The organism is Streptomyces sp. NPDC019890, assembly GCF_044903445.1.
Taxonomy (GTDB): domain Bacteria; phylum Actinomycetota; class Actinomycetes; order Streptomycetales; family Streptomycetaceae; genus Streptomyces.
In genome coordinates this window covers 184,354-205,710 of sequence record NZ_JBJDQK010000005.1, presented here as the reverse complement: position 1 = coordinate 205,710, position 21,357 = coordinate 184,354, and the positions used below count along the sequence as shown (strand labels likewise).

The window sequence follows — 21,357 nt, the reverse complement described above, 5'->3', positions numbered from 1 at the left end:
ACACACGGCGGCCGACGATGGTTGTGCGGGACGCGCGGGCTCCTTAACGTCCGAGGCGCCCGCGCACCATGCCGACCATTGCGTTGAGCTCATCGATGCGCATCCGCTTCGCGGCAACGAAGAAGACGCCCAGCAACACGACCCCGCCGCCGGCCAGGGCGGCGAGCGAACCGAGGGCACTGGTACCCAGCGCCTTGATGATGACGAAGGCGACCGCACCTCCGGCCGCCGCTGCGGGAACGGAAGCCATGCAGAGGCGGGCGTACGTACGCATGACGTGCGAGCCGTCCAGATCGCCGCCGAGGCGGTTCTTCAGCCGTCGCCAGGCGATGCCCACGCCGACGGCGTAGGCGAGGCCGTACGAGGCGGCCATGCCTACGACCGCCCAGCGGGCCGGCAGCACGACAAAGCTGAGCGCGGAGGCCGCGGCATTGAAGAGGGCCACGATCACGGTGTTGTAGAAGGGGGTTCGGGTGTCCTCGTACGCGTAGAACCCGCGCAGCACGACGTACTGCACGGAGTACGGGATGAGGCCGAGACCGAAGGCCATCAGGGTGAAGCCGATACCGCGGGCGCCCTCGGCGCCCGAGCCCGCGTAGAGCAGCGTCGCCATCGGCATGCCGAGTGCGAGGAAGGCGAAGGCGCACGGCACGATCGCAACGGCGGAGGTGCGCAGCCCGTACGAGATGTCGTCGCGCACCGCGGCGGGGTCGCCGTCATGGGCCGATCGGGAGATTCTCGGCAGGACCGCGGTCATCACGGAGACGGTGATGATGGCCTGTGGCATCTGCCACAGCAGAAGCGCGTAGTTGTACGCGGTGATGCCGGTGCCGGTGAAGCCCTGCTTCTCGGCCACGGAGCCCGCCCAGGTGGCGAGCTGGGTGACAACGATCATGCCGAGCTGATTGGCGAGGACGAAGAAGAAAGTCCACTTGGCCAGCCCGACGGCCTTGCCCAGACCGTGGCCCCTCCAGTCGAAGCGGAGCCGCATCGTGAAGCCCGCTTCGCGCAGATACGGGACCATCGCAAGCGCCTGTACGGCGAGACCGAGAAGGGTGCCGAGGCCCAGCAGCCGGACGCCTTCCGGGGTGATGGTCTCGGCCTGCATCCGGGAGCCGGTGAAGCTGCCGAAGGCCCAGATGAAGGCGCCGAAGGTCGCGATGATCACGATGTTGTTCAGGACCGGGGTCCACATCATCGCGCCGAACCTGCCGCGGGCGTTGAGGATCTGGCCGAGGACCACGTGGAGGCCCATGAAGAACATCGTGGGCAGGCAGTAGCGCGCGAAGGCGACCGTTACTTCCATCCGTTCCGGGTTGGACGCGATCTCCGTCGACATCATCCGGATGAGGACGGGCGCGGCCAGCACACAGATCGTCGTGACACCGGCGAGCAGCACTACCACGAGGGTCAGCAGCCGGTTGGCGTACGCCTCGCCACCGTCGTCGTCGTTCTTCATCGCCCGCACGAGCTGAGGGATGAAGACCGCGTTCAGAGCACCGCCGCCGACCAGTACGTAGATCATCGTCGGAAGGACGTTGGCGACCTGGTAGGAGTCGTTGAGCGTGCCGACTCCGATTGCCGCGGCCATCACAAGGGTGCGCAGGAAGCCCGTCATCCGGGAGACGATCGTGCCGGCCGCCATCACAGCGCTGGACTTCAGCAGGCTGGAGGCCCGGCTGCCCGGCTTCTTGGGAGCCGGAGCTGCCGGGAGCGGTTCGGGGGCGGGCTCGGGCTGACCGGATGCCTGCTGGTCCCGGAAGAGGTGTGCGAAGGCGTCGGGCTCCGGTTCCTGCTCGCCGGCCCGGGTGACCAGATCGTCGACGCCGGTGAACTGGGTGGTTCTGGCGTCGTCGCCGTACGGCAGGTGACGGGACGGCCCTGCGGGCTCGGGCGGCGGGGTCTGCGCCCAGATACGCGGGTCCGGTGTGTGCTGAGGGGACGGCGGCTGCTGGTACAGCGGCTGGGGCTCCTGGTAGGTGCCCGGGGGTGGTGGCGGGTGCGCGGCGCGGTCGTAGAGCGCCTCGGTCACCGGGTCCTGGGCCGACAGATCCTGCGACCCGTAGGGATCATGGGCATAGGCGTCCTGGACGTACGGGTCCTGTGTGGAGGGCTCGGGGGTCGGCTGCGGCGGAACCTGGCCTGCCGGGTCTCTGCTCACACCCTGGCCGCGGTCACCGTCGTACGGCGCGTTCATTGCAACCCCACCTCATCGTCCCCGGCCGGCCGGCCACGACATCGCTCAACGGTCCACTTTCTCACCAGTGCCGGACGGGTCACCGCTTTCCGGTCCGGTGTCCGGTGTCGGGTCACTCGCCTGCCCGGGATCGGGGCCTTCGATGCCACCCTCGGCGTCCTCAGTCTCGTCGGAGTCGTCGGAGCCGTCCGCGTCCTCAGCGTCGGCGGAGTCATCCGAGTCTTCCAGCCCCTCCGGCCCGTCTGCATCGGCCGCCATCGCATCGCGGGCTGCCGCGCGCTTGCGCTGGCTGTACATCCTGATGCCTGCGAGGACGAGCAGCAGAACACCACCCGCGATGACAAGCATCACAGTAGGGGTGATCTCCGAGACCTTCACCGTGAACTCCATGGCATCGCCGTACGGCTTGCCGTCCTCGGTGAAGAGCTGTGCCGTCATTTTCACGGGGCCATTGGCGTTGGCCGACGCCGCGAACTTCACCGACTGGCTGTGGCCCCCTTCGACCTTGATCGGCTGCTCGGCGGTGCCCTTGTCGTGGTCGAGGTTGAGGCGAGTGGGGTTGTCCGAGGTAAGCCGCAGGACCAGATGGTCGATTCCCTGGACCAGCCTGTTCTGCACGGTGACCGGGATCGTCGCGCTGCGCCCCGAGAGCGTGATGGCCGACTTCTCGATCAGCTGCACCTCTTCGGTGAGGCTCCGCAGATAGGCCCGTACCTGGTCGCGGTACTCCTTGGCCTCCACCGGCTTGCCTCGCCAGGAAGTGGACATCTCCCGGTCGATCGCCCGGCCGAAGGGGGTCTCCACACGGTCCTGCGCCGTGAGGATGACCTTGAAGTTGTCGAGGGTGTTCTGCGTGTTCCTGATGTCCCGGAACGCCTGGATCCGCAGCTCCTGCTTGCGCAGATGCCCGGGGTACCGGGAAGTGCCGGGCACCTTGGTCGTGGCATTGGCGTCGGGCTTGGCGCCCGCGGCCGCGACCAGGTCGAGCGGCTGCGTCCAGCGCTGACCATCGAGGGCCTGCAGCGCACGTGCCATGGACTGAGCCTGGGACGCGGTGGGCATCCGCTGCGGGGCGACGACGATGCTCCGCTGGTTGTCCGGGTCCTGGAGGGTCAGCGCAAGTGTCTGGGCCAGGAACTTCTGGACCGCGAGCGTCGAATTCTCCGTGTTGATCATGTCGCCCGCGAAGGCGGTGGAGAGCCGGGAATCGGCGACCACCGCCGTCGTCCCGCCGCCGATCGGCCGGGCAGCGCTGGGCGTGTACGACAGGTCGTCCCGCAGGCTGTCGCTGCGGGCGATCACCTTGTGGGCGCCGGCCGAGGTGGCGACATCCACGATCGAGGAGTCGATGGCGCCGTCAACGGGCCAGGCAAAGTCGATGGACGGCTTCACATGGAGGATCGTCTCCACGGTCGTCTCGGCGACCTCGGTGGCCGGCTGAAGATGGCTGAGGGATCCGGAGACGTTCTTTCCGCGGTGTGCCAAGGACGCCAGATCAGGGTCGGCGAAGGGAAGCGCGACCACCCTGCTGCCCTGGACCGCGGCCTCGACGGCGCTCAGCCACCGCTTCGCGAGAGCCTGGTTCTTGCCCGCGACCGTGGTGTTCCCGTTCTTGACCTGGTAGTTCCTGGTCATCGCGTCGACGGTGGCCAGCAGGTCCGGGTCGATGACCCAGGTGACGGGCAGCGTATTGCCGAGCGAGACAAGCTGGTCCAGCCGCCCTCCCGGGGCGAGCTCCGCAGCCAGCGCCTCGTCCTCGAAGACGGGCGTCTGCTGCTCGTCCGAACCGGTCTCCGAGGTGAGGTGGGTCGAGGAGATCAGCGGCCAGAGATAGCTGAACTGCGTCTTCTTCTCGGTGGCCTCGGGCTGCCAGGGCAGGAAGGTCCGCTCGACGCCCAGGAGCTGATCGAACGGCTCGTCCGGGGTCTGGCCCGACAGGGAGACACCGAGCTGGTAGACGCCGTCCTCGTCGAGTTCCAGCTCATCGACCGGGATCCGGAGCGTGAAATCCCGGCTGATGCCGGAGAGGAGCTGTGGAATCTTGACGCTGTACTTGTCGCCGACGGGTGGTGCGTCGGCGACCGCGCCATCACCGGACCGCTCGGCGGCCCGGTCGATCGCGATCCTGCCGGACAGCCTCGGGCCCACCCGTAGATCGATCTGGGCATCGGTGACGGTCTGCTTGCCCTTGTTGGTGACCGAACCGGAGACAGTGAGTGTGTCGTGCTGCCCAGGAGCTGACGGCGTCAGAGTGTCGAGGGACACATCCACCGTCTGCGAGGCCGAGGCGGTCTCGGAGGCGTGCGCGGCCGGCGTGGCGGGACCGCACAGCAGCCCGGCCACAAGCGGGGCGCCAAGGATCAGGGAGGCTGTGCGGCGCAGCCACCGGCGGGCAGGAGAAGCACTCATCCCCTGGAAGTCTGCCGCGTCGGCCACGCGCTCGCCCGTCCCTCGTCGTCTGCTGCCGGTGGTGGTTCTCGGTTCTTGCGTCCACGCATGGTAACGAGGTGCGCGGCGTCGAAGTGCCGCGGAGTGCCCCACATGATCGGAAGGGACTTCCGGGTGGCCAAGAACGCCACTGTGAGCGGTTACTCTGTGCGCCGCCATAAACGGGGGCGCTCGGGTGGGCCGCGGCACGTACCCTTTTCTGTTGTGCCGAACGCCAACGAAGACAACTCCACCGCACTGAGCCAGGTGCAACGTCGCGCGGTCAGCGAACTGCTGCGTGTCTCGCCTGTCGCCGACGATCTCGCCCGACGCTTCCAGGAGGCCGGGTTCAGTCTTGCCCTGGTCGGCGGCTCGGTCCGGGATGCGCTCCTCGGCCGGCTCGGCAATGACCTCGACTTCACGACCGACGCCCGCCCCGAGAACGTACTGAAGATCATCCGTCCCTGGGCGGATTCGGTGTGGGAGGTCGGGATCGCGTTCGGCACGGTCGGCTGCCAGAAGGAGGGCTACCAGATCGAGGTCACCACGTACCGCTCGGAGGCGTACGACAGGACCTCGCGGAAGCCTGAAGTGTCCTACGGTGATTCGATCGAAGAAGATCTCGTACGTCGCGATTTCACTGTGAATGCGATGGCCGTGGCGTTGCCGGAGAAGGAGTTCATCGATCCGCACGGCGGCCTTGAGGACTTGGCCGAGCGTGTTCTGAGGACCCCCGGGACGCCGGAGGAGTCTTTCTCTGACGATCCGCTGCGCATGATGCGGGCCGCCCGTTTCGCGGCGCAGCTGGACTTCGAGGTCGCCCCCGAGGTCTTCACCGCGATGAAGGGGATGGCGGACCGTATCGAGATCGTCTCCGCCGAGCGCGTGCGTGACGAGCTGAACAAGCTGGTCCTCTCCGCCCACCCGCGCAAGGGGCTGGGACTGCTCGTCGACTCCGGCCTGGCCGATCATGTGCTGCCCGAGCTGCCGGCGCTGCGGCTGGAGAGTGATGAGCACCATCGGCACAAGGATGTGTACGAGCACTCTCTGACCGTCCTGGATCAGGCCATCGATCTGGAGGAGAACGGGCCGGACCTGGTCCTGCGGCTGGCTGCGCTGCTCCATGACATCGGAAAGCCGCGCACGCGGCGCTTCGAGGCCGACGGCCGGGTCTCCTTCCACCATCACGAGGTGGTGGGCGCGAAGATGACCAAGAAGCGGATGACCGCGCTCAAGTACTCCAACGACATGGTCAGGGATGTCTCGCGACTGGTGGAGCTGCATCTGCGGTTCCACGGCTACGGTGCGGGCGAATGGACCGACTCGGCGGTGCGGCGGTACGTACGAGATGCCGGGCCGCTGCTGAGCCGGCTCCACAAGCTGACCCGCTCGGACTGCACCACGCGCAATAAGCGCAAGGCGATCGCCCTCTCCCGGACCTACGACGGGCTTGAGGAGCGCATTGCGCAGCTGAAGGAGCAGGAGGAGCTGGACGCCATCAGGCCCGACCTGGACGGCAATCAGATCCAGGAGATCCTGGGAGTGGGGCCGGGCCCGGTGATCGGCGAGGCGTATGCGTTTCTGCTGGAGCTGCGCCTGGAGAACGGGCCGATGGAGCATGATGCGGCGGTCGCGGCGCTGAAGGAATGGTGGGCGACGCAGGGCTGAGAGTCGGCGCTGCATGTGGAGCGACCATGTTTCACGTGAAACATGGCGCCGGATCGACGAGCGAGGGGCGATGTTTCACGTGAAACATCGCCCCTCGGTGTACGCGGCTGCTTCCGCGCCTACTTCTTGATCTTGTTCAAGCAGAGCACGAACTGCTTGCCCGAGCTGCGCCTGCCGCCGCGCGTCTGCTCGAAGTAGCCAACGTCGGACTTGCCTTCGCAGAGCTTTTGGTCGGTCGTGTCGGGGTGAACCTCGACCACCTTGTAATCAGCCTTCGCGTCGCCGCACTTCACTACCTGGAGATCGGGAGTGATCGTGGAGCCGCTGTTGTGCATGCAGTCGCCGACCTCCGCCTTGTCGGCGTCGTCCTGGCTCGTGAAGTAGACGATCGCGAAGACTATGAGGGCGATGACAACGCCGATGATCTTCAGGATGTTCTTGATGCCGAGGCCACCACGCCTGGACGGAGCCGGCGGCTGCGGGGCGCCCCACTGCTGCTGCGGCGGGTACGGCTGCTGAGGCTGCTGGGGGTGCCCGTACCCCGGCTGCGGCTGCTGCGGGTAGGGCTGTTGCTGCTGCGGATATCCGTAGCCGGGCTGCGGCGGGTATGGCTGCTGAGGCTGCTGTGCGTACGGGTCGGGGTGTCCGTACGCGCCTGGGCCCTGCTGAGGCGGATGGGTCATGCGGGAGTCCCCCAGTGAACGTGTGCGATCGATTCTTTGACGCGCGCACGCTATATCACCGCGCCAACACGACTCCAACGGGCCATGGCTGCGGCGACGGTCGCGTAGATGACTGCGACCAGGACGGCGAGCTGAACCGACCGTCCGTCAGGAGGCAGCATCAGTGCGGCGATTGCCGCAGCACCCACGAAAGCGACGTTGAAGAGCACGTCGTAGATGGAGAAGACCCTGCCGCGGAAGGCGTCGTCCACCGACATCTGCACCACGGTGTCCGTGGCGATTTTTGCGCCCTGGGTGATCATCCCGAGGACGAACGCGGCGACCAGTATCGGCGCGGGTTCGAAAGGCAGCCCCAGCGCCGGTTCGAGGATGGCAGCCGTCCCCGCGCACACCGCCACCCAGCCGAACTGGCCGAGCCGGCCGACCGCCCATGGGGTCAGCACGGCCGCCGCGAAGAAGCCGGCGCCCGAGATGAGAATGGCCAGGCCCAGCAGAGCCAGGCCGTCTGACTGCTTCTCGTACCAGGCGTACCGGCACAGCATCAGCACCATGACGGTCAGCGCGCCATAGCAGAAGCGCATCGCCGTCATCGCGATCAGTACAGCGGCCGCCGCTCGGCGTTCGGCCAGATGCCGCAGTCCGCCCGCCAGACCGCGCGCCGTGGAGGTGAGGGCGGACATCAGCCGCGACTGCACCAACTGCTGTTCGGGGCCCAGCAGGTCACGCGGCATCCGCAGGGACGCAAGCGCGGCACAGAGGTAGAGGGCGGCACCGAGAAGCACCACCGCGGAGTCGGAGTCCGCCGACACCAACCGCACGGCGAAGGCGAGCCCACCGCCGGCGGTCGCCGCGAGCGTGCCCGCCGTCGGCGAGAGCGAGTTGGCAATGACGAGCCGGTCCGCGTCGACCACCCGGGGCAGCGAGGCGGAGATCCCCGCCAGTACGAAACGGTTGACCGCCGTAACGGACAGGGCGGAGGCGTAGAAGAGCCAGTCGGGTGCTGAGACGAGGATCAGCACGGCCGTACCGCTCGAGAGAAGGGCCCGCAGTAGATTCCCGTAGAGGAAGACCTGCCTGCGCTGCCAGCGGTCCAGCAGGACGCCGGCGAACGGACCGATCACGGAGTACGGCAGCAGCAGCACCGCCATGGCGGAGGCGATCGCGGTCGGTGAGGTCTGCTTCTCCGGGGAGAAGACCACGTACGTGGCGAGCGCGACCTGGTAGACACCGTCGGCCGACTGGGAGAGCAGCCGGACAGCCAGCAGCCGCCGGAAATTCGTCAGGCGCAGGAGTACGCGCAAGTCACGTACGACAGGCATGCGATCAAGCGTCACATACGCGGAGGGTCCCCGGGCGGATAACCCGGGGACCCTCCGCGGTCGAGCAGGCAAACGCTTAGCGCTCGACCTCGCCCTTGATGAACTTCTCGACGTTCTCGCGGGCCTCGTCGTCGAAGTACTGAACCGGCGGGGACTTCATGAAGTACGAGGACGCGGAGAGGATCGGGCCGCCGATGCCGCGGTCCTTGGCGATCTTCGCAGCGCGCACGGCGTCGATGATGATGCCCGCGGAGTTCGGGGAGTCCCAGACCTCGAGCTTGTACTCAAGGTTCAGCGGGACCTCGCCGAATGCACGGCCCTCGAGGCGCACGTACGCCCACTTGCGGTCGTCCAGCCAGGCCACGTAGTCCGACGGGCCGATGTGGACGTTGTCCTCGCCCAGCTCGCGGTCGCGGATCTGCGAGGTGACGGCCTGCGTCTTCGAGATCTTCTTGGACTCGAGGCGATCACGCTCGAGCATGTTCTTGAAGTCCATGTTGCCGCCGACGTTCAGCTGCATCGTGCGGTCCAGGATGACGCCCCGGTCCTCGAACAGCTTCGCCATGACGCGGTGCGTGATGGTGGCGCCGACCTGAGACTTGATGTCGTCACCGACGATCGGGACACCGGCCTCGGTGAACTTGTCCGCCCACTCCTTGGTACCGGCGATGAAGACCGGGAGGGCGTTGACGAAGGCGACCTTGGCGTCGATGGCGCACTGCGCGTAGTACTTCGCAGCGTCCTCGGAACCGACGGGCAGGTAGCAGACCAGGACGTCGACCTGCTTGTCCTTGAGGATCTGGACGATGTCGACCGGGGCCTCGGCGGACTCCTCGATGGTCTGGCGGTAGTACTTGCCCAGGCCGTCGAGCGTGTGCCCACGCTGCACGGTGACGCCGGTGGACGGCACGTCGCAGATCTTGATGGTGTTGTTCTCGCTGGCGCCGATGGCGTCCGCCAGGTCGAGGCCGACCTTCTTGGCGTCGACATCGAAGGCAGCCACGAACTCCACGTCGCTGACGTGGTAGTCGCCGAACTGGACGTGCATCAGACCCGGCACTTTGCCGGCCGGGTCGGCGTCCTTGTAGTACTCGACGCCCTGCACCAGCGAGGCGGCGCAGTTGCCCACGCCGACGATGGCTACGCGAACCGAACCCATTCCGGTTGCTCCCTGTGTGATCTCGGTATTCCGGATGAAACCCTGCGGAGCGCAGGGCCTCACTTGGCGGTGTCGTCGGACGGATCCGGCGGGGTCGAGCGCCCGGGGGGTGTGCCCCCGGACCGCTCGGCACCCCTGTGCCGGGGCAGGCCGCCCGTCTCTGAAGATGTGTTGTCCTGCTGAGCAGAGCTCTCGGGGGAGGACTGTCGCTGCTCCCGCCCCGCTCGCTCGCTCTCAATGAGCTCGTTCAGCCAGCGCACCTCGCGCTCCACGGATTCCATGCCGTGTCGCTGCAGCTCAAGCGTGTAGTCGTCGAGGCGCTCGCGGGTGCGCGCCAGGGAGGCGCGCATCTTCTCAAGACGCTCCTCCAGCCGGCTGCGGCGGCCCTCGAGCACCCGCATCCGCACCTCGCGCTCGGTCTGCCCGAAGAAGGCGAAGCGAGCGGCGAAGTGCTCGTCCTCCCACGTGTCCGGGCCAGTGTGGGAGAGCAGCTCCTCGAAGTGTTCCTTACCTTCCGCCGTCAACCGATAGACGATCTTGGCGCGGCGACCCGCGAGTGAAGCGGCCAGCGCTTCCTCGGGAGCGCTGCCCGGTTCCTCGATCAACCAGCCGTTGGCGACCAGCGTCTTGAGGCAGGGGTAGAGGGTTCCGTAACTGAAGGCCCGGAAGATCCCCAGCGAGGTATTGAGCCGTTTCCGCAGCTCATACCCGTGCATGGGGGCCTCACGGAGCAGACCGAGCACAGCGAACTCAAGGATGCCGGAGCGCCTGCTCACTGTTGCCTCCCTCGCCGTCCCGGTCGCTTATGCCGTGCTGATGTATCGATTCGATACATCAGCACGATAGAACGACGTACCTCCTGCGACAAGAGTGGCCATCGTGAGCGGCGTCACATCGCCAATTCATGGGGGGCGAGTTGCCTGATTTGGGGGGACCTTCGGCCCTAGGCGGGTTTTGAGCGTGCGTAGTCTGTGCGCCATGCACACCGCCGGGAACCACGTGACGCCAGTGAGCGTCCTCGTCGTGGGTGCACAGCGGATGAGTCCCCCACAGGGCTTGTCCGTATCCATTTCGGGGGGACCGGAACTCAACTGCCGCTTCCAGGCGTCTCGCCTGCCCGAGGAGTAGTCGTTCGATGAGCGAGCACCGTCGCAAACCGCCGCAGTCCCAGGGCGGCGGCCGTGCCGCGGCCAGACGCGCCGCCCAGCAGCCTTCTGGCCGCCGCGCAGCCCCCTCCCGGGGCGATGCCTCAGGATCTCCTTCCGCTTCGTACGGCCAGGAGCGTCCCCACGTCGGCCGGGCCGAGGCTCGCCGTGCCGCACAGCGGAGCGGAGGTGGTCGCCGGCGCGTTGACGAAGGCGCGGGATCCGGCCACGGGGGCCGGGGTGGCGGTCGGCGCGGAGGCGGCGGCGGTGGGCACGAGGGCCGCGGTCGCGGCGGGCGGCCGTCCAGGCCGCGGTTCATCGACTATCCGCGCCACAACAAGTACGGATGGCGGCGCTGGGTCCCGTCGTGGAAGCTGGTCACCGGCCTCTGCCTGGGCTTCATCGGCAGCCTGATGGCGGCCGCGACCATTGCGTACGCGATGGTGGGAGTTCCGAATCCGGACAGGACGGCCGAGGCGCAGAACAACGTCTACTACTGGGCGGACGGCACGCAGATGGCCGCGACCGGTGGCGAGATCAACCGGCAGATCGTCGGCATCGATCAGATCCCCGACGCCATGCAGAACGCGGTGATCTCGGCCGAGAACAAGACGTTCAGGACCGACTCGGGCATCGATCCGATGGGCATCGGCCGAGCCCTGGTCAACATGGCCAAGGGCGGCCAGACCCAGGGTGGCTCCACCATTACCCAGCAGTATGTGAAGAACGCGCGGCTCGGCGACCAGTCCCAGACCCTGACCCGTAAGTTCAAGGAGCTGTTCATCTCCATAAAGGTCGGCACGGACATGGACAAGCCCGACATTATGGCCGGCTATCTGAACACCTCGTACTACGGACGCGGAGCGTACGGAATCCAGGCCGCGGCGCGCACGTACTACGGCAAGAACGCCAAGGACCTGGAGCCCGACGAGTGCGCGTTCCTCGCCTCGCTGCTGAAGGGCGCCACCTACTTCGACCCGGCCGGCGCCAGGGACATCGACCCCGCGGCGACCCCGGAGGCCAACCTTGCGCGCGCCAAGGAGCGCTGGAACTGGATCCTCGACGAGATGGTCAAGGACGGGCATCTCAGTGCCGCACAGCGGGCCACGTACACCAACAAGTTCCCGATGCCCCATCCGATCAAGAAGAACGCGCAGCTGAGCGGTCAGGTCGGCTATCTGGTGGACCTCGCCAAGTCCTACTTTCTCAACAACAACGACCAGGGCATCGACGCCAACAAGCTCGCGCAGGGTGGCTACGAGATCCATACGACCTTCCAGAAGGACAGGGTCAAGAAGCTCGAGGCCGCGGTCAAGAAGGTCCGGGACGCCAATATCAATCCCAAGAAGCGCCCGGAAACGGACACGCACGTCCAGTTCGGTGGCGCCTCGGTCGACCCGAAGAGCGGGGCGATCGTCGCCGTCTACGGCGGTGAGGACGCGACCAAGCACTTCACCAACAACGCCGACCAGACCGGTGCCCAGGTCGGGTCGACCTTCAAGCCGTTTGTCCTCGCGGCGGCGATGCAGGAGGGCGTGCGCGACCCCGAGCTGGGGGAAGAGCAGGGGCCCGGGGAGCGCAAGATCGTCGATCCCGACAAGAGCCGTTACAGCGGCAAGAACAAGCTCAAGATCAAGAACTACGACGGCACCGTGTGGAAGAACGAGGACAACGAGGAGTGGCTGCAGACCAACGACGGCAATGAGTCGTACGGGAACATCGACCTGCGCGAAGCCATGGTCCACTCCGCCAACTCGCCCTTCGTACAGCTGGGCATGGACATCGGCATTCCGACGGTGAGAACGGCGGCGGTCAAGGCCGGGCTGCTCGAGTCCAGCCTCTCGAAGTCGAATGTGCCGTCGTTCTCGATCGGTATCTCCGACCCCAGTGCCATCCGCATGGCCGGCTCCTACGCGACCTTCGCGGCCAATGGTGAGCAGCGCGACCCGTACTCCGTCACCCGCGTCGACGAGCGCGGCAAGACCATCTTCAAGCCCGAGATCAAGCCCAACCGCGCCTTCACCACCGCTGTCGCAAGCAATGTGACGGACGTGCTCAGGTCCGTGGTCGACGACCCCCAGGGCACCGGCAAGAACGCCCGGATCCCCGGGCGGCAGGTGGCGGGCAAGACCGGTACGACCGACGGCAACAAGTCCGCGTGGTTCGTCGGCTACACGCCGCAGCTGTCGACCGCCATCGACATGTACCGGATGGACGACGACGAGAAGAGCGGCAAGAAGCGCGAGTTCCTCGAGATGTACGGAACCGGTGGCCAGAAGAAGATCCACGGTGCGTCGTTCCCGTCGGAGATCTGGCAGACGTACATGACGCAAGCGCTGAAGAACACGGCGGTGGAGACCTTCCCGGAGCCCGAGTCCATCGATGGCGAGGCCATCTGGGGCGGCGGCGCCTCCAGCCCGCCCCCGTCGCCGTCCACCACACCGTCCACCACCCCGTCGACGACGCCTTCGGGTGACCCGTCCACCACGCCGTCCGACAGCCCCGATCCGAGCCAGTCCTGCAACCCGTGGGAGGACATCACCTGCGGCACCAAGGGCGGCGCAGGCAACGGCGGAGCCAACGGTGACCCCACCGGCGATCCGACGATCAGTCCGTCGACGACACCACCAGGCACGAACGGTAACGGCGGCAACGGCAATGGCAACGGAGGCTTCTTCGGAGGCACGAGCAGTTAGCGGGCCGACCGGTCCGCCACGGCAATGCCATGAGGGCCGCCGCACCCGGTACGCACAGCACCTGTGTGATCCGGTGGTGGCGGCCCTCGCCGTATCCCCCACCCCGTACGGCAGGATGTGCAGCATGCCCAGCGCAGAAGAGATCAGCGTGTACCACGACCGGCCGGAGCAGCCGGAGCGGCCGGACGTACGGCCCACGCGGCGGGACTCCGTCGCCGCGTCCGGCAGTGAGCTGATCGGCGGTCCGGCGGGTCGCTGGGCCTGGCGTGGCAGCAGCGGCTGGCTCACTCCGGTACGCGTCGTCGCCCTTGTGGCAATCGGCATGTTTGCGCTTGGCATGGTCCAGAAGCTGCCGTGTTACAACTGGGCCTGGTTCAGGGGTGCCAGCTCCCAGTACACCCACGCCTGCTATTCGGACATTCCGCATCTCTATGTGGGGCGCGGTTTCTCCGAAGGGCTCATCCCGTACTTCGACCGGCTGCCCGGCGACATGCAGTACCTCGAATACCCGGTCCTGACGGGTCTGTTCATGCAGGTCGCCTCCTGGCTGGATCTCGCCGGCGGCTCCGTGCAGCACCGGGAGCAGATGTACTGGCTGGTCAATGCGGGCATGCTGATGATCTGCACCGCGGTCATCGCCGTCTGTGTGACTCGCACACACCGCCGTCGCCCCTGGGACGCCCTGCTGGTGGCTCTGGCACCTGCCTTCGCGCTCACAGCGACCATCAACTGGGACCTGCTGGCCGTGGCGCTCACCGCCGCCGCGATGCTGATGTGGTCACGCGGCAGGGCGCTGGCCTTCGGCATTCTCATCGGGCTCGCGACCGCCGCCAAGCTCTATCCCGTGCTGCTGCTCGGCCCGCTGCTCCTGCTGTGCTGGCGGGCGGGCAAATGGCGAGAGTTCGCCGCTGCGGCGCTCGGTGCGGCAGGCGCGTGGCTGGCGGTGAATCTGCCGGTGATGCTGATGGCGCCGGAGGGGTGGAAGAAGTTCTACACCTTCAGCCAGGAGCGGCAGGTCGACTTCGGCTCGTTCTGGCTGATCATCACGCAGCGCACGGGCGAGCCGCTGGAAGTCGACTCGGTGAACACGTACGCGACACTGCTGATGATCCTGGCGTGCGCGGGCATCGCGGCGCTGACCCTCGGCGCGCCCCGGCGGCCCCGTTTCGCGCAGCTCGCTTTCCTGGTCGTCGCCGCGTTCATCGTCACCAACAAGGTCTACTCGCCTCAGTACGTACTGTGGCTCATTCCGCTTGCAGCGCTCGCCAGGCCGCGCTGGCGCGACTTCCTGATCTGGCAGGCCTGCGAGGTCATGTACTTCCTGGGGATCTGGATGTACCTCGCGTACACGACCAGCCCCAAGCACCAGGGACTGCCGCCCGAGGGCTATCAGGTGGCGATCGCCCTGCATCTGCTGGGGACGCTGTATCTGTGCGCGGTGGTCGTGCGGGACATCCTGATGCCCGAGCGCGACGGTGTACGCCAGGACGGCTCGGACGACCCGTCGGGCGGTGTGCTCGACGGGGCCGACGACGTCTTCGTACTGGGGCGGGGGGCCCATCCGCCACGGCATGCGGCGCACGCGGTGGAGGGGCCGCGGGTGGACTGGGGGACGCCGCCCTCGCAGGGGTCCGGAGAGACGCAGCAGTCAGGCTGACGGCCCGGCGGTCCTTCCGCCTCAGCGGTCGACGAGACGGTCGAACTGGGTCGTCGTATGGCGCAGATGTGCCACCAGTTCGTCGCCGACCTTCGGCTCCTGCGAGTCGGACGGCACGAACAGGATCGAGACCTGCATGTGCGGCGGCTCGGCGAACCAGCGCTGCTTGCCCGCCCAGACGAACGGCGACAGATTCCGGTTGACGGTCGCGAGACCCGCGCGGGCGACGCCCTTGGCCCGCGGCATCACGCCGTGCAGGGCCTTCGGAGCCTCCAGGCCGACGCCGTGCGAGGTGCCGCCCGCCACCACGACCAGCCAGCCGTCCGAGGCCGCCCTCTGCTGGCGGTAGCCGAAGCGGTCGCCCTTGGTGACGCGGGTTACGTCGAGGACGGCGCCGCGGTACTCGGTGGCCTCATGGTCGCCGAGCCACAGCCGCGTACCCATGCGGGCGCGGAAGCGGGTCTGCGGGAACTGCTGCTGGAGGCGGGCCAGTTCCTGGGCACGCAGATGGCTGACGAACATGGTGTGCAGCGGCAGCCGGGCCGCGCGCAGCCGGTCCATCCAGCCGATGACCTCCTCGACCGCGTCGGAACCGTCCGTACGGTCCAGCGGCAGGTGCAGGGCGAAGCCCTCCAGGCGTACGTCCTCGATGGCCGCGTGCAGCTGGCCGAGCTCCTGCTCGGTGACGCCGTGGCGCTTCATGGAACTCATGCACTCGATGACGACCCGCGCGCCCACCAGTGCGTGCACACCGTCGACCGAGGAGACGGAGCGGATGACGCGGTCGGGCAGCGGGACCGGCTCCTCGCCCCGTCTGAAGGGCGTGAGGACGAGGAGGTCGCCGCTGAACCAGTCCTTGATCCGGGCTGCTTCGTAGGTGGTGCCGACGGCCAGCATGTCCGAGCCGAAGCGGGAGGCCTCCTCCGAGAGGCGCTCATGACCGAAGCCGTAGCCGTTGCCCTTGCAGACCGGCACGAGACCGGGGAACTGGTCGATCACGGACTTCTGGTGCGCCCGCCAGCGCGCGGTGTCGACGTAGAGGGAGAGCGCCATGGCCGGTCCGGAACCCTTCTGGTGTCTGCGGTGTATCAGAGGTATGTGCGAGATTTACGAGATTACGGCCGAGGTTACGGCGTCGTCAGCAGTCGCGTCAGCGACGCGACATGTACATGTCGAGCGCCTTGTGCAGCAGCTTGTTGAGCGGGAAGTCCCACTCGCCGACGTACTCGACGGCCTCGCCGCCCGTGCCCACCTTGAACTGGATCAGGCCGAAGAGGTGGTCGGTCTCGTCGAGGGAGTCGCTGATGCCGCGCAGGTCGTAGACGGTCGCGCCCATCGCGTAGGCGTCGCGCAGCATCCGCCACTGCATCGCGTTCGAGGGCCGGACCTCGCGGCCGATGTTGTCGGAAGCGCCGTACGAGTACCAGACGTGTCCCCCGACGACCAGCATCGTCGCCGCCGACAGGTTCACCCCGTTGTGCCGCGCGAAGTACAGCCGCATACGGTTCGGGTCCTCGGCGTTCAGCACGGTCCACATGCGCTGGAAGTACGAGAGCGGGCGAGGCCGGAAGTGGTCGCGCACGGCGGTGATTTCGTACAGCCGCTGCCATTCGGCGAGATCCTCGTAGCCGCCCTGGACGACTTCGACACCGGCCTTCTCGGCTTTCTTGATGTTGCGTCGCCACAACTGGTTGAAGCCCTTGAGGACATCGTCGAGCGAACGGTTCGCCAGCGGCACCTGGTAGACGTACCGAGGCTGTACGTCGCCGAAGCCGGCGCCGCCGTCCTCGCCCTGCTGCCAGCCCATCTTCCGCAGCCGGTCGGCCACTTCGAACGCCCGCGGCTCGATGTGCGTCGCCTCGACGTCCCGCAGCCGCTTGACGTCCGGGTCCTGGATGCCGGACTTGATCGCGGGTGCCTCCCAGCGGCGGATGACCACCGGCGGGCCCATCTTCACCGAGAAGGCGCCCTGTTGCTTCAGGTGGGCGAGCATGGGCTGCAGCCAGTCGTCCAGATTCGGGGCGTACCAGTTGATCACTGGACCCTCGGGCAGGTACGCGAGATAGCGCTTGATCTTGGGCAGCTGGCGATACAGCACCAGTCCCACGCCCACCAGCTCACCGCTCCTGTCGAACCAGCCCAGGTTCTCCGACCGCCATTCGGTCTTCACATCAGCCCATGCCGGGACCTGGCAGTGACTTGCCGCGGGCAGGGTCTGGATGTACGCCAGATGCTGCTCTCGGCTGATGGTCCTCAGGGTCAGGCTCATGCGGGGCGCTCCTCGGCAGGTGTGTCCCCATGGGTACAGGGGCTCCGGCTCTCGCGCCGAAGCCTACTGGGCCGTGAGAACGCCCCGCGTGGCCGAGGGAGAACGGAGCTAGTAGCCGATCAAGCCACCGAAGAGCCCGCCGTCTGCCATGCCGAGGTAGAAGCCGAAGGCGGAGGCGCCGAGTCCGACGATCAGGAGGAAGCGTTCACGGGTCGTGGCCGAGATGAACTGGCCGTACGCGCCCGTGAGGATCCCGATCAGTCCGGACCAGGAGCTGAGGATATGAAGGTTGTCGAACTGGGCGGTCACAAAGGACAGCACACCGAGCGCCAGGGTCACCACCATCAGGGTGTCCTGGAGCGGATGGGGTTTGCCGTCAGTAGCGAAGAGAGATCCTGTGGGGTTCGGTCGCATTGTCTGTGCCATGAAGCACCTCCTGGCGTTCCGGAAATGCGGCGCACTGTGACGCCGCCCACACCCGATGCGTACAGAGTGCGGTCCGTGACCACCGGATTTCAACCGGAAGGGCGGCAGCAGGTAGTCTGTACGGTCTGCACCGGTGTCTGCCCAGGCCAGAAGACGATCCTCCGCGATTGTCAGTGGCGGCGGATACCGTTGCTTACGCATCACGACCCTCCTGCCACGGAACGACCGTGGCCGCTGAGTCCAAAGGAGGTGGGTTCCACATGCGTCACTACGAGGTGATGGTCATCCTCGACCCCGATCTCGAGGAGCGCGCTGTCTCCCCGCTGATCGAGAACTTCCTCTCCGTCGTCCGCGAGGGCAACGGAAAGGTTGAGAAGGTCGACACCTGGGGCCGTCGTCGTCTCGCTTACGAGATCAAGAAGAAGCCCGAGGGCATCTACTCGGTCATCGACCTGCAGGCCGAGCCTGCGGTCGTCAAGGAGCTCGACCGCCAGATGAACCTGAACGAGTCGGTCCTCCGGACCAAGGTCCTCCGTCCCGAGACCCACTGAGCAGCTAGCTCAGAGGTCATCGGGTTCGAGTAGCAGCAAGCAGCCAGCAGCAATCCCGCCGAGAGGTTCACCCATGGCAGGCGAGACCGTCATCACGGTCGTCGGCAATCTCGTCGACGACCCCGAGCTGCGCTTCACCCCGTCCGGTGCGGCGGTCGCGAAGTTCCGTGTCGCGTCCACTCCCCGCACCTTCGACCGTCAGACCAATGAGTGGAAGGACGGCGAAAGCCTCTTCCTCACCTGCTCGGTCTGGCGTCAGGCCGCGGAGAACGTCGCCGAGTCGCTCCAGCGCGGCATGCGTGTCGTTGTCCAGGGCCGGTTGAAGCAGCGGTCCTACGAGGACCGCGAGGGCGTCAAGCGCACGGTCTACGAGCTGGACGTCGAGGAAGTCGGCCCCAGCCTCAAGAACGCCACGGCCAAGGTCACCAAGACCACCGGTCGCGGCGGCCAGGGTGGCTACGGCGGCGGCCAGCAGGGCGGCGGCAACTGGGGCGGCGGTCCCAGTGGTGGCGGTCCCAGTGGTGGCCAGCAGGGCGGCGGCGGTGCACCCGCCGACGACCCCTGGGCCACCAGCGCGCCGGCCGGCGGCGGCCAGCAGCAGGGCGGTGGGGGCGGCTGGGGCGGAAGCTCCGGCGGTTCCGGCGGCGGCTACTCGGACGAGCCCCCCTTCTAAGGGATCCCTCCCGGGGAGCTCGTACCCCACTTCTTGATCACACAGGAGATACACCATGGCGAAGCCGCCTGTGCGCAAGCCGAAGAAGAAGGTCTGCGCATTCTGCAAGGACAAGACCGTGTACGTGGACTACAAGGACACGAACATGCTGCGGAAGTTCATTTCCGACCGCGGCAAGATCCGTGCCCGCCGCGTTACCGGCAACTGCACGCAGCACCAGCGTGACGTCGCCACGGCCGTGAAGAACAGCCGTGAGATGGCGCTGCTGCCCTACACGTCCACCGCGCGATAAGGGAAGGGTGACCGAATCATGAAGATCATCCTCACCCACGAGGTCTCTGGCCTCGGTGCCGCCGGCGATGTCGTCGACGTCAAGGACGGCTACGCTCGCAACTACCTGGTTCCGCGTGGTTTCGCGATCCGCTGGACCAAGGGTGGCGAGAAGGACGTGGCGCAGATCCGCCGCGCCCGCAAGATCCACGAGATCGCAACCATCGAGCAGGCCAACGAGATCAAGGCCCGGCTCGAGGGCGTCAAGGTGCGTCTGGCCGTTCGCTCCGGCGACGCCGGCCGCCTCTTCGGCTCCGTCACCCCGGCCGACATCGCCTCGGCGATCAAGGCTGCCGGTGGTCCGGACGTCGACAAGCGCCGCGTTGAGCTCGGTTCGCCGATCAAGACCCTGGGCTCGCACCAGGTGTCCGTGCGTCTGCACCCCGAGGTTGCCGCGAAGCTGGGCGTCGAGGTCGTCGCCGCGTAACGCTGCGCACTGCAGAGCATGAGAGGGCCGCACCCCCCGGGGGTGCGGCCCTCTTGCTGTTCAGTCGGTCCGTTTCACGTGAAACATCGGCTCAGCGCGTAGCGCCGGTGACGATCCAGCGGCCGGAGCGCATGCGCAGCCACAGTGTCAGCATGCGGACCGTCATCATCAAAGTCATGGCCCACCACAGTGCCGTCAGCCCGCCGCCGACCATGGGGACGAGCAGGGCGACAGGCGCGAAGACGGCCAGCGTCACGAGCATCGCCCCGGCCAGATAGCGGCCGTCGCCCGCTCCCATCAACACGCCGTCGAGTACGAAGACCACGCCCGCGATGGGCTGGGAGACGGCGACCACCAGCAGGGCCGGGAGGAGGGTGTCATGCACTGCCGAGTCGCTGGTGAACAGAGGGATGAAGAGCGGCCGGGCGACCACTACCAGGATGCCGAGCACCACACCGGTGGCGATGCCCCACTGCACCATGCGGCGGCAGGCCTGGCGGGCGCCCTCGGCGTCGTCGGCCCCCAGATAGCGGCCGATGATCGCCTGCCCGGCGATGGCGATCGCGTCCAGGGCGAAGGCCATGAGGCTCCAGAGCGCGAGGACGATCTGGTGGGCGGCGATTTCGATGTCTCCGAGGCGGGCCGCCACGGCGGTGGCGATCAGCAGGACGGCGCGCAGCGAGAGCGTGCGGACCAGGAGGGGGACGCCGGCCTGGGCGCTGGCCCGTATGCCGACGGCGTCGGGGCGGAGCGACGCGCCGTGCCGTCGCGCGCCCCGGACGACGACGATGAGATAGGCGGCGGCCATACAGACCTGGGCGATGACCGTGCCCCAGGCGGATCCTGCGATGCCCAGGCCCGCCCCGTAGACAAGTCCTGCGTTGAGGGCTGCGTTGGCGGTGAAACCACCGACGGCGACATACAGAGGAGTCCGGGTGTCCTGGAGGCCGCGCAGTACACCGGTCGCGGCGAGCACGATCAGCATGGCCGGGATTCCGAGGCTGGAGATACGGAGATAGGTCGTGGCATACGGGGCGGCGGTGTCGGAGGCTCCGAAGGCCTGGACGAGCCAGGGCGCCGTGGGGAGGGTGACCGCGACGACGACGGTGCCGAGGAACAGCGCGAGCCAGATGCCGTCCATCCCCTGGCGGACGGCTGCCGCGAGATCGCCTGCTCCGACACGGCGGGCGACGGCGGCCGTGGTGGCGTAGGCGAGGAAGACGAAGACGCTCACGGCGGTCATGAGGAGCGCCGCCGCGACACCCAGTCCGGCGAGCTGGTGGGTGCCGAGATGGCCGACGATGGCGCTGTCGACCATCACGAAGAGCGGCTCGGCGACGAGGGCTCCGAAGGCGGGGACGGCGAGCGCCACGATCTCTCGATCGTGGCGTCGCCGGAGGGCCTTCGGAGCCGTTGGAGCCTGTGTCATGGCAGCAATCTAATCTTCCACAGGTAAGAGATGCAATTGCTTTGCACTCCTTACCTAGCCTCCAGGTGCGGGTTCTGCTCTGCGCTATTTGTTGTGATCTTGATCCAGCAGGGAAAGTTTTTCTCCCCCACAGCCAGTGGACGGAAAAAGGCCAGGTCAAAGCCGGTGCGGCGGGGTGGCTATGAGTTTGTCCACAGTGCTGTCCCCCGGTCCGTGCACAGGTTCTGCAGAGTTCTCCACAGCATCTGGTCCGTCGTCCACATGGCCTGTGGATAACCAGATTGGCTGACGGTGCAGACGG

General features: G+C 67.2%; 17 protein-coding genes. 7 read left to right on the top strand and 10 right to left on the bottom strand.

Annotation, left to right across the window (positions count from 1 at the left end; genetic code table 11):
- Positions 1–43: 43 nt before the first annotated feature.
- Both murJ and ACI2LP_RS15940 read right to left on the bottom strand, forming a co-directional pair.
- The gene (gene murJ / locus ACI2LP_RS15945) at positions 44–2,197 is read right to left on the bottom strand and encodes a murein biosynthesis integral membrane protein MurJ (protein WP_404725113.1); all 2,154 of its coding nucleotides are present in this window, start codon (positions 2,195–2,197) and stop codon (positions 44–46) included.
- 45 nt (positions 2,198–2,242) lie between these two features.
- Positions 2,243–4,633 carry a DUF6049 family protein gene (locus tag ACI2LP_RS15940; RefSeq protein ID WP_404725112.1) on the bottom strand — a complete coding sequence of 797 codons (2,391 nt, stop codon included), beginning with the start codon at positions 4,631–4,633 and terminating at the stop codon, positions 2,243–2,245.
- A 216-nt stretch (positions 4,634–4,849) separates the two neighbouring features.
- Here ACI2LP_RS15940 and ACI2LP_RS15935 point away from each other — a divergent pair, with 216 nt between their 5' ends.
- The gene (locus tag ACI2LP_RS15935) at positions 4,850–6,292 is read left to right on the top strand and encodes a CCA tRNA nucleotidyltransferase (protein WP_404725111.1); all 1,443 of its coding nucleotides are present in this window, start codon (positions 4,850–4,852) and stop codon (positions 6,290–6,292) included.
- A gap of 119 nt (positions 6,293–6,411) precedes the next feature.
- Here the strand turns inward: ACI2LP_RS15935 and ACI2LP_RS15930 are convergent, their stop codons facing one another.
- The 4 genes from ACI2LP_RS15930 to ACI2LP_RS15915 form a co-directional block, all read right to left on the bottom strand.
- Positions 6,412–6,975, bottom strand: coding sequence for a hypothetical protein (locus ACI2LP_RS15930; RefSeq protein WP_404725110.1), 564 nt, complete (start codon positions 6,973–6,975; stop codon positions 6,412–6,414).
- Between the two features lie 50 nt (positions 6,976–7,025).
- Positions 7,026–8,294: an MFS transporter gene (locus ACI2LP_RS15925; protein WP_404725109.1), complete on the bottom strand. Its 1,269-nt coding sequence runs from the start codon at positions 8,292–8,294 to the stop codon at positions 7,026–7,028.
- A gap of 76 nt (positions 8,295–8,370) precedes the next feature.
- Positions 8,371–9,453 carry an inositol-3-phosphate synthase gene (locus ACI2LP_RS15920; RefSeq protein WP_404725108.1) on the bottom strand — a complete coding sequence of 361 codons (1,083 nt, stop codon included), beginning with the start codon at positions 9,451–9,453 and terminating at the stop codon, positions 8,371–8,373.
- A gap of 59 nt (positions 9,454–9,512) precedes the next feature.
- Positions 9,513–10,229, bottom strand: a complete 717-nt coding sequence (locus ACI2LP_RS15915) for a helix-turn-helix transcriptional regulator (protein WP_404725107.1) — start codon at positions 10,227–10,229, stop codon at positions 9,513–9,515.
- A gap of 359 nt (positions 10,230–10,588) precedes the next feature.
- On the opposite strand from ACI2LP_RS15915, the gene ACI2LP_RS15910 reads away from it, so the two are divergent.
- Positions 10,589–13,294: a transglycosylase domain-containing protein gene (locus tag ACI2LP_RS15910; protein ID WP_404725106.1), complete on the top strand. Its 2,706-nt coding sequence runs from the start codon at positions 10,589–10,591 to the stop codon at positions 13,292–13,294.
- Positions 13,295–13,409: 115 nt separating this feature from the next.
- A complete protein-coding gene (locus tag ACI2LP_RS15905; RefSeq protein ID WP_404725392.1) occupies positions 13,410–14,951 on the top strand; it encodes a glycosyltransferase family 87 protein in 1,542 nt (513 codons plus the stop codon).
- Positions 14,952–14,972: 21 nt separating this feature from the next.
- Here ACI2LP_RS15905 and ACI2LP_RS15900 read toward each other — a convergent pair whose 3' ends face one another.
- The 3 genes from ACI2LP_RS15900 to ACI2LP_RS15890 all read right to left on the bottom strand — a co-directional run bounded on the left by ACI2LP_RS15900 (position 14,973) and on the right by ACI2LP_RS15890 (position 17,646).
- Complete coding sequence (locus ACI2LP_RS15900; protein ID WP_404725105.1) at positions 14,973–16,004, bottom strand: alanine racemase; 1,032 nt, start codon at positions 16,002–16,004, stop codon at positions 14,973–14,975.
- 97 nt (positions 16,005–16,101) lie between these two features.
- Entirely contained in the window at positions 16,102–17,220 is a 1,119-nt protein-coding gene (locus ACI2LP_RS15895) for a peptidoglycan bridge formation glycyltransferase FemA/FemB family protein (RefSeq protein WP_360867180.1), read from the bottom strand.
- Between the two features lie 108 nt (positions 17,221–17,328).
- A complete protein-coding gene (locus ACI2LP_RS15890; RefSeq protein ID WP_404725104.1) occupies positions 17,329–17,646 on the bottom strand; it encodes a hypothetical protein in 318 nt (105 codons plus the stop codon).
- Between the two features lie 260 nt (positions 17,647–17,906).
- Here ACI2LP_RS15890 and rpsF point away from each other — a divergent pair, with 260 nt between their 5' ends.
- The 4 genes from rpsF (at position 17,907) to rplI (ending at position 19,627) form a co-directional block, all read left to right on the top strand.
- Positions 17,907–18,197 (top strand): 30S ribosomal protein S6, encoded by a 291-nt coding sequence (gene rpsF / locus ACI2LP_RS15885; protein ID WP_004950685.1) that lies wholly within the window; start codon positions 17,907–17,909, stop codon positions 18,195–18,197.
- Positions 18,198–18,270: 73 nt separating this feature from the next.
- Positions 18,271–18,870, top strand: coding sequence for a single-stranded DNA-binding protein (locus tag ACI2LP_RS15880; RefSeq protein WP_404725103.1), 600 nt, complete (start codon positions 18,271–18,273; stop codon positions 18,868–18,870).
- 55 nt (positions 18,871–18,925) lie between these two features.
- On the top strand, positions 18,926–19,162 hold the full coding sequence (gene rpsR, locus ACI2LP_RS15875) for a 30S ribosomal protein S18 (RefSeq protein WP_003956534.1): 237 nt from the start codon (positions 18,926–18,928) through the stop codon (positions 19,160–19,162).
- Positions 19,163–19,180: 18 nt separating this feature from the next.
- Positions 19,181–19,627 carry a 50S ribosomal protein L9 gene (rplI, locus tag ACI2LP_RS15870; RefSeq protein ID WP_404725102.1) on the top strand — a complete coding sequence of 149 codons (447 nt, stop codon included), beginning with the start codon at positions 19,181–19,183 and terminating at the stop codon, positions 19,625–19,627.
- 91 nt (positions 19,628–19,718) lie between these two features.
- Here the strand turns inward: rplI and ACI2LP_RS15865 are convergent, their stop codons facing one another.
- Entirely contained in the window at positions 19,719–21,056 is a 1,338-nt protein-coding gene (locus ACI2LP_RS15865) for an MATE family efflux transporter (protein WP_404725101.1), read from the bottom strand.
- Positions 21,057–21,357: the final 301 nt, after the last annotated feature.

What these genes read in the sequence shown, in the direction of transcription:
- murJ (WP_404725113.1), bottom strand. Translation starts at nt 2,197, where the DNA reads ATGAACGCGCCGTACGACGGTGACCGCGGCCAGGGTGTGAGCAGAGAC.
- ACI2LP_RS15930 (WP_404725110.1), bottom strand. Translation starts at nt 6,975, where the DNA reads ATGACCCATCCGCCTCAGCAGGGCCCAGGCGCGTACGGACACCCCGAC.
- ACI2LP_RS15925 (WP_404725109.1), bottom strand. Translation starts at nt 8,294, where the DNA reads ATGCCTGTCGTACGTGACTTGCGCGTACTCCTGCGCCTGACGAATTTC.
- ACI2LP_RS15920 (WP_404725108.1), bottom strand. Translation starts at nt 9,453, where the DNA reads ATGGGTTCGGTTCGCGTAGCCATCGTCGGCGTGGGCAACTGCGCCGCC.
- ACI2LP_RS15910 (WP_404725106.1), top strand. Translation starts at nt 10,589, where the DNA reads ATGAGCGAGCACCGTCGCAAACCGCCGCAGTCCCAGGGCGGCGGCCGT.
- ACI2LP_RS15905 (WP_404725392.1), top strand. Translation starts at nt 13,410, where the DNA reads ATGTGCAGCATGCCCAGCGCAGAAGAGATCAGCGTGTACCACGACCGG.
- ACI2LP_RS15900 (WP_404725105.1), bottom strand. Translation starts at nt 16,004, where the DNA reads ATGGCGCTCTCCCTCTACGTCGACACCGCGCGCTGGCGGGCGCACCAG.
- ACI2LP_RS15895 (WP_360867180.1), bottom strand. Translation starts at nt 17,220, where the DNA reads ATGAGCCTGACCCTGAGGACCATCAGCCGAGAGCAGCATCTGGCGTAC.
- ACI2LP_RS15890 (WP_404725104.1), bottom strand. Translation starts at nt 17,646, where the DNA reads ATGGCACAGACAATGCGACCGAACCCCACAGGATCTCTCTTCGCTACT.
- rpsF (WP_004950685.1), top strand. Translation starts at nt 17,907, where the DNA reads ATGCGTCACTACGAGGTGATGGTCATCCTCGACCCCGATCTCGAGGAG.
- ACI2LP_RS15880 (WP_404725103.1), top strand. Translation starts at nt 18,271, where the DNA reads ATGGCAGGCGAGACCGTCATCACGGTCGTCGGCAATCTCGTCGACGAC.
- rpsR (WP_003956534.1), top strand. Translation starts at nt 18,926, where the DNA reads ATGGCGAAGCCGCCTGTGCGCAAGCCGAAGAAGAAGGTCTGCGCATTC.
- rplI (WP_404725102.1), top strand. Translation starts at nt 19,181, where the DNA reads ATGAAGATCATCCTCACCCACGAGGTCTCTGGCCTCGGTGCCGCCGGC.
- ACI2LP_RS15865 (WP_404725101.1), bottom strand. Translation starts at nt 21,056, where the DNA reads ATGACACAGGCTCCAACGGCTCCGAAGGCCCTCCGGCGACGCCACGAT.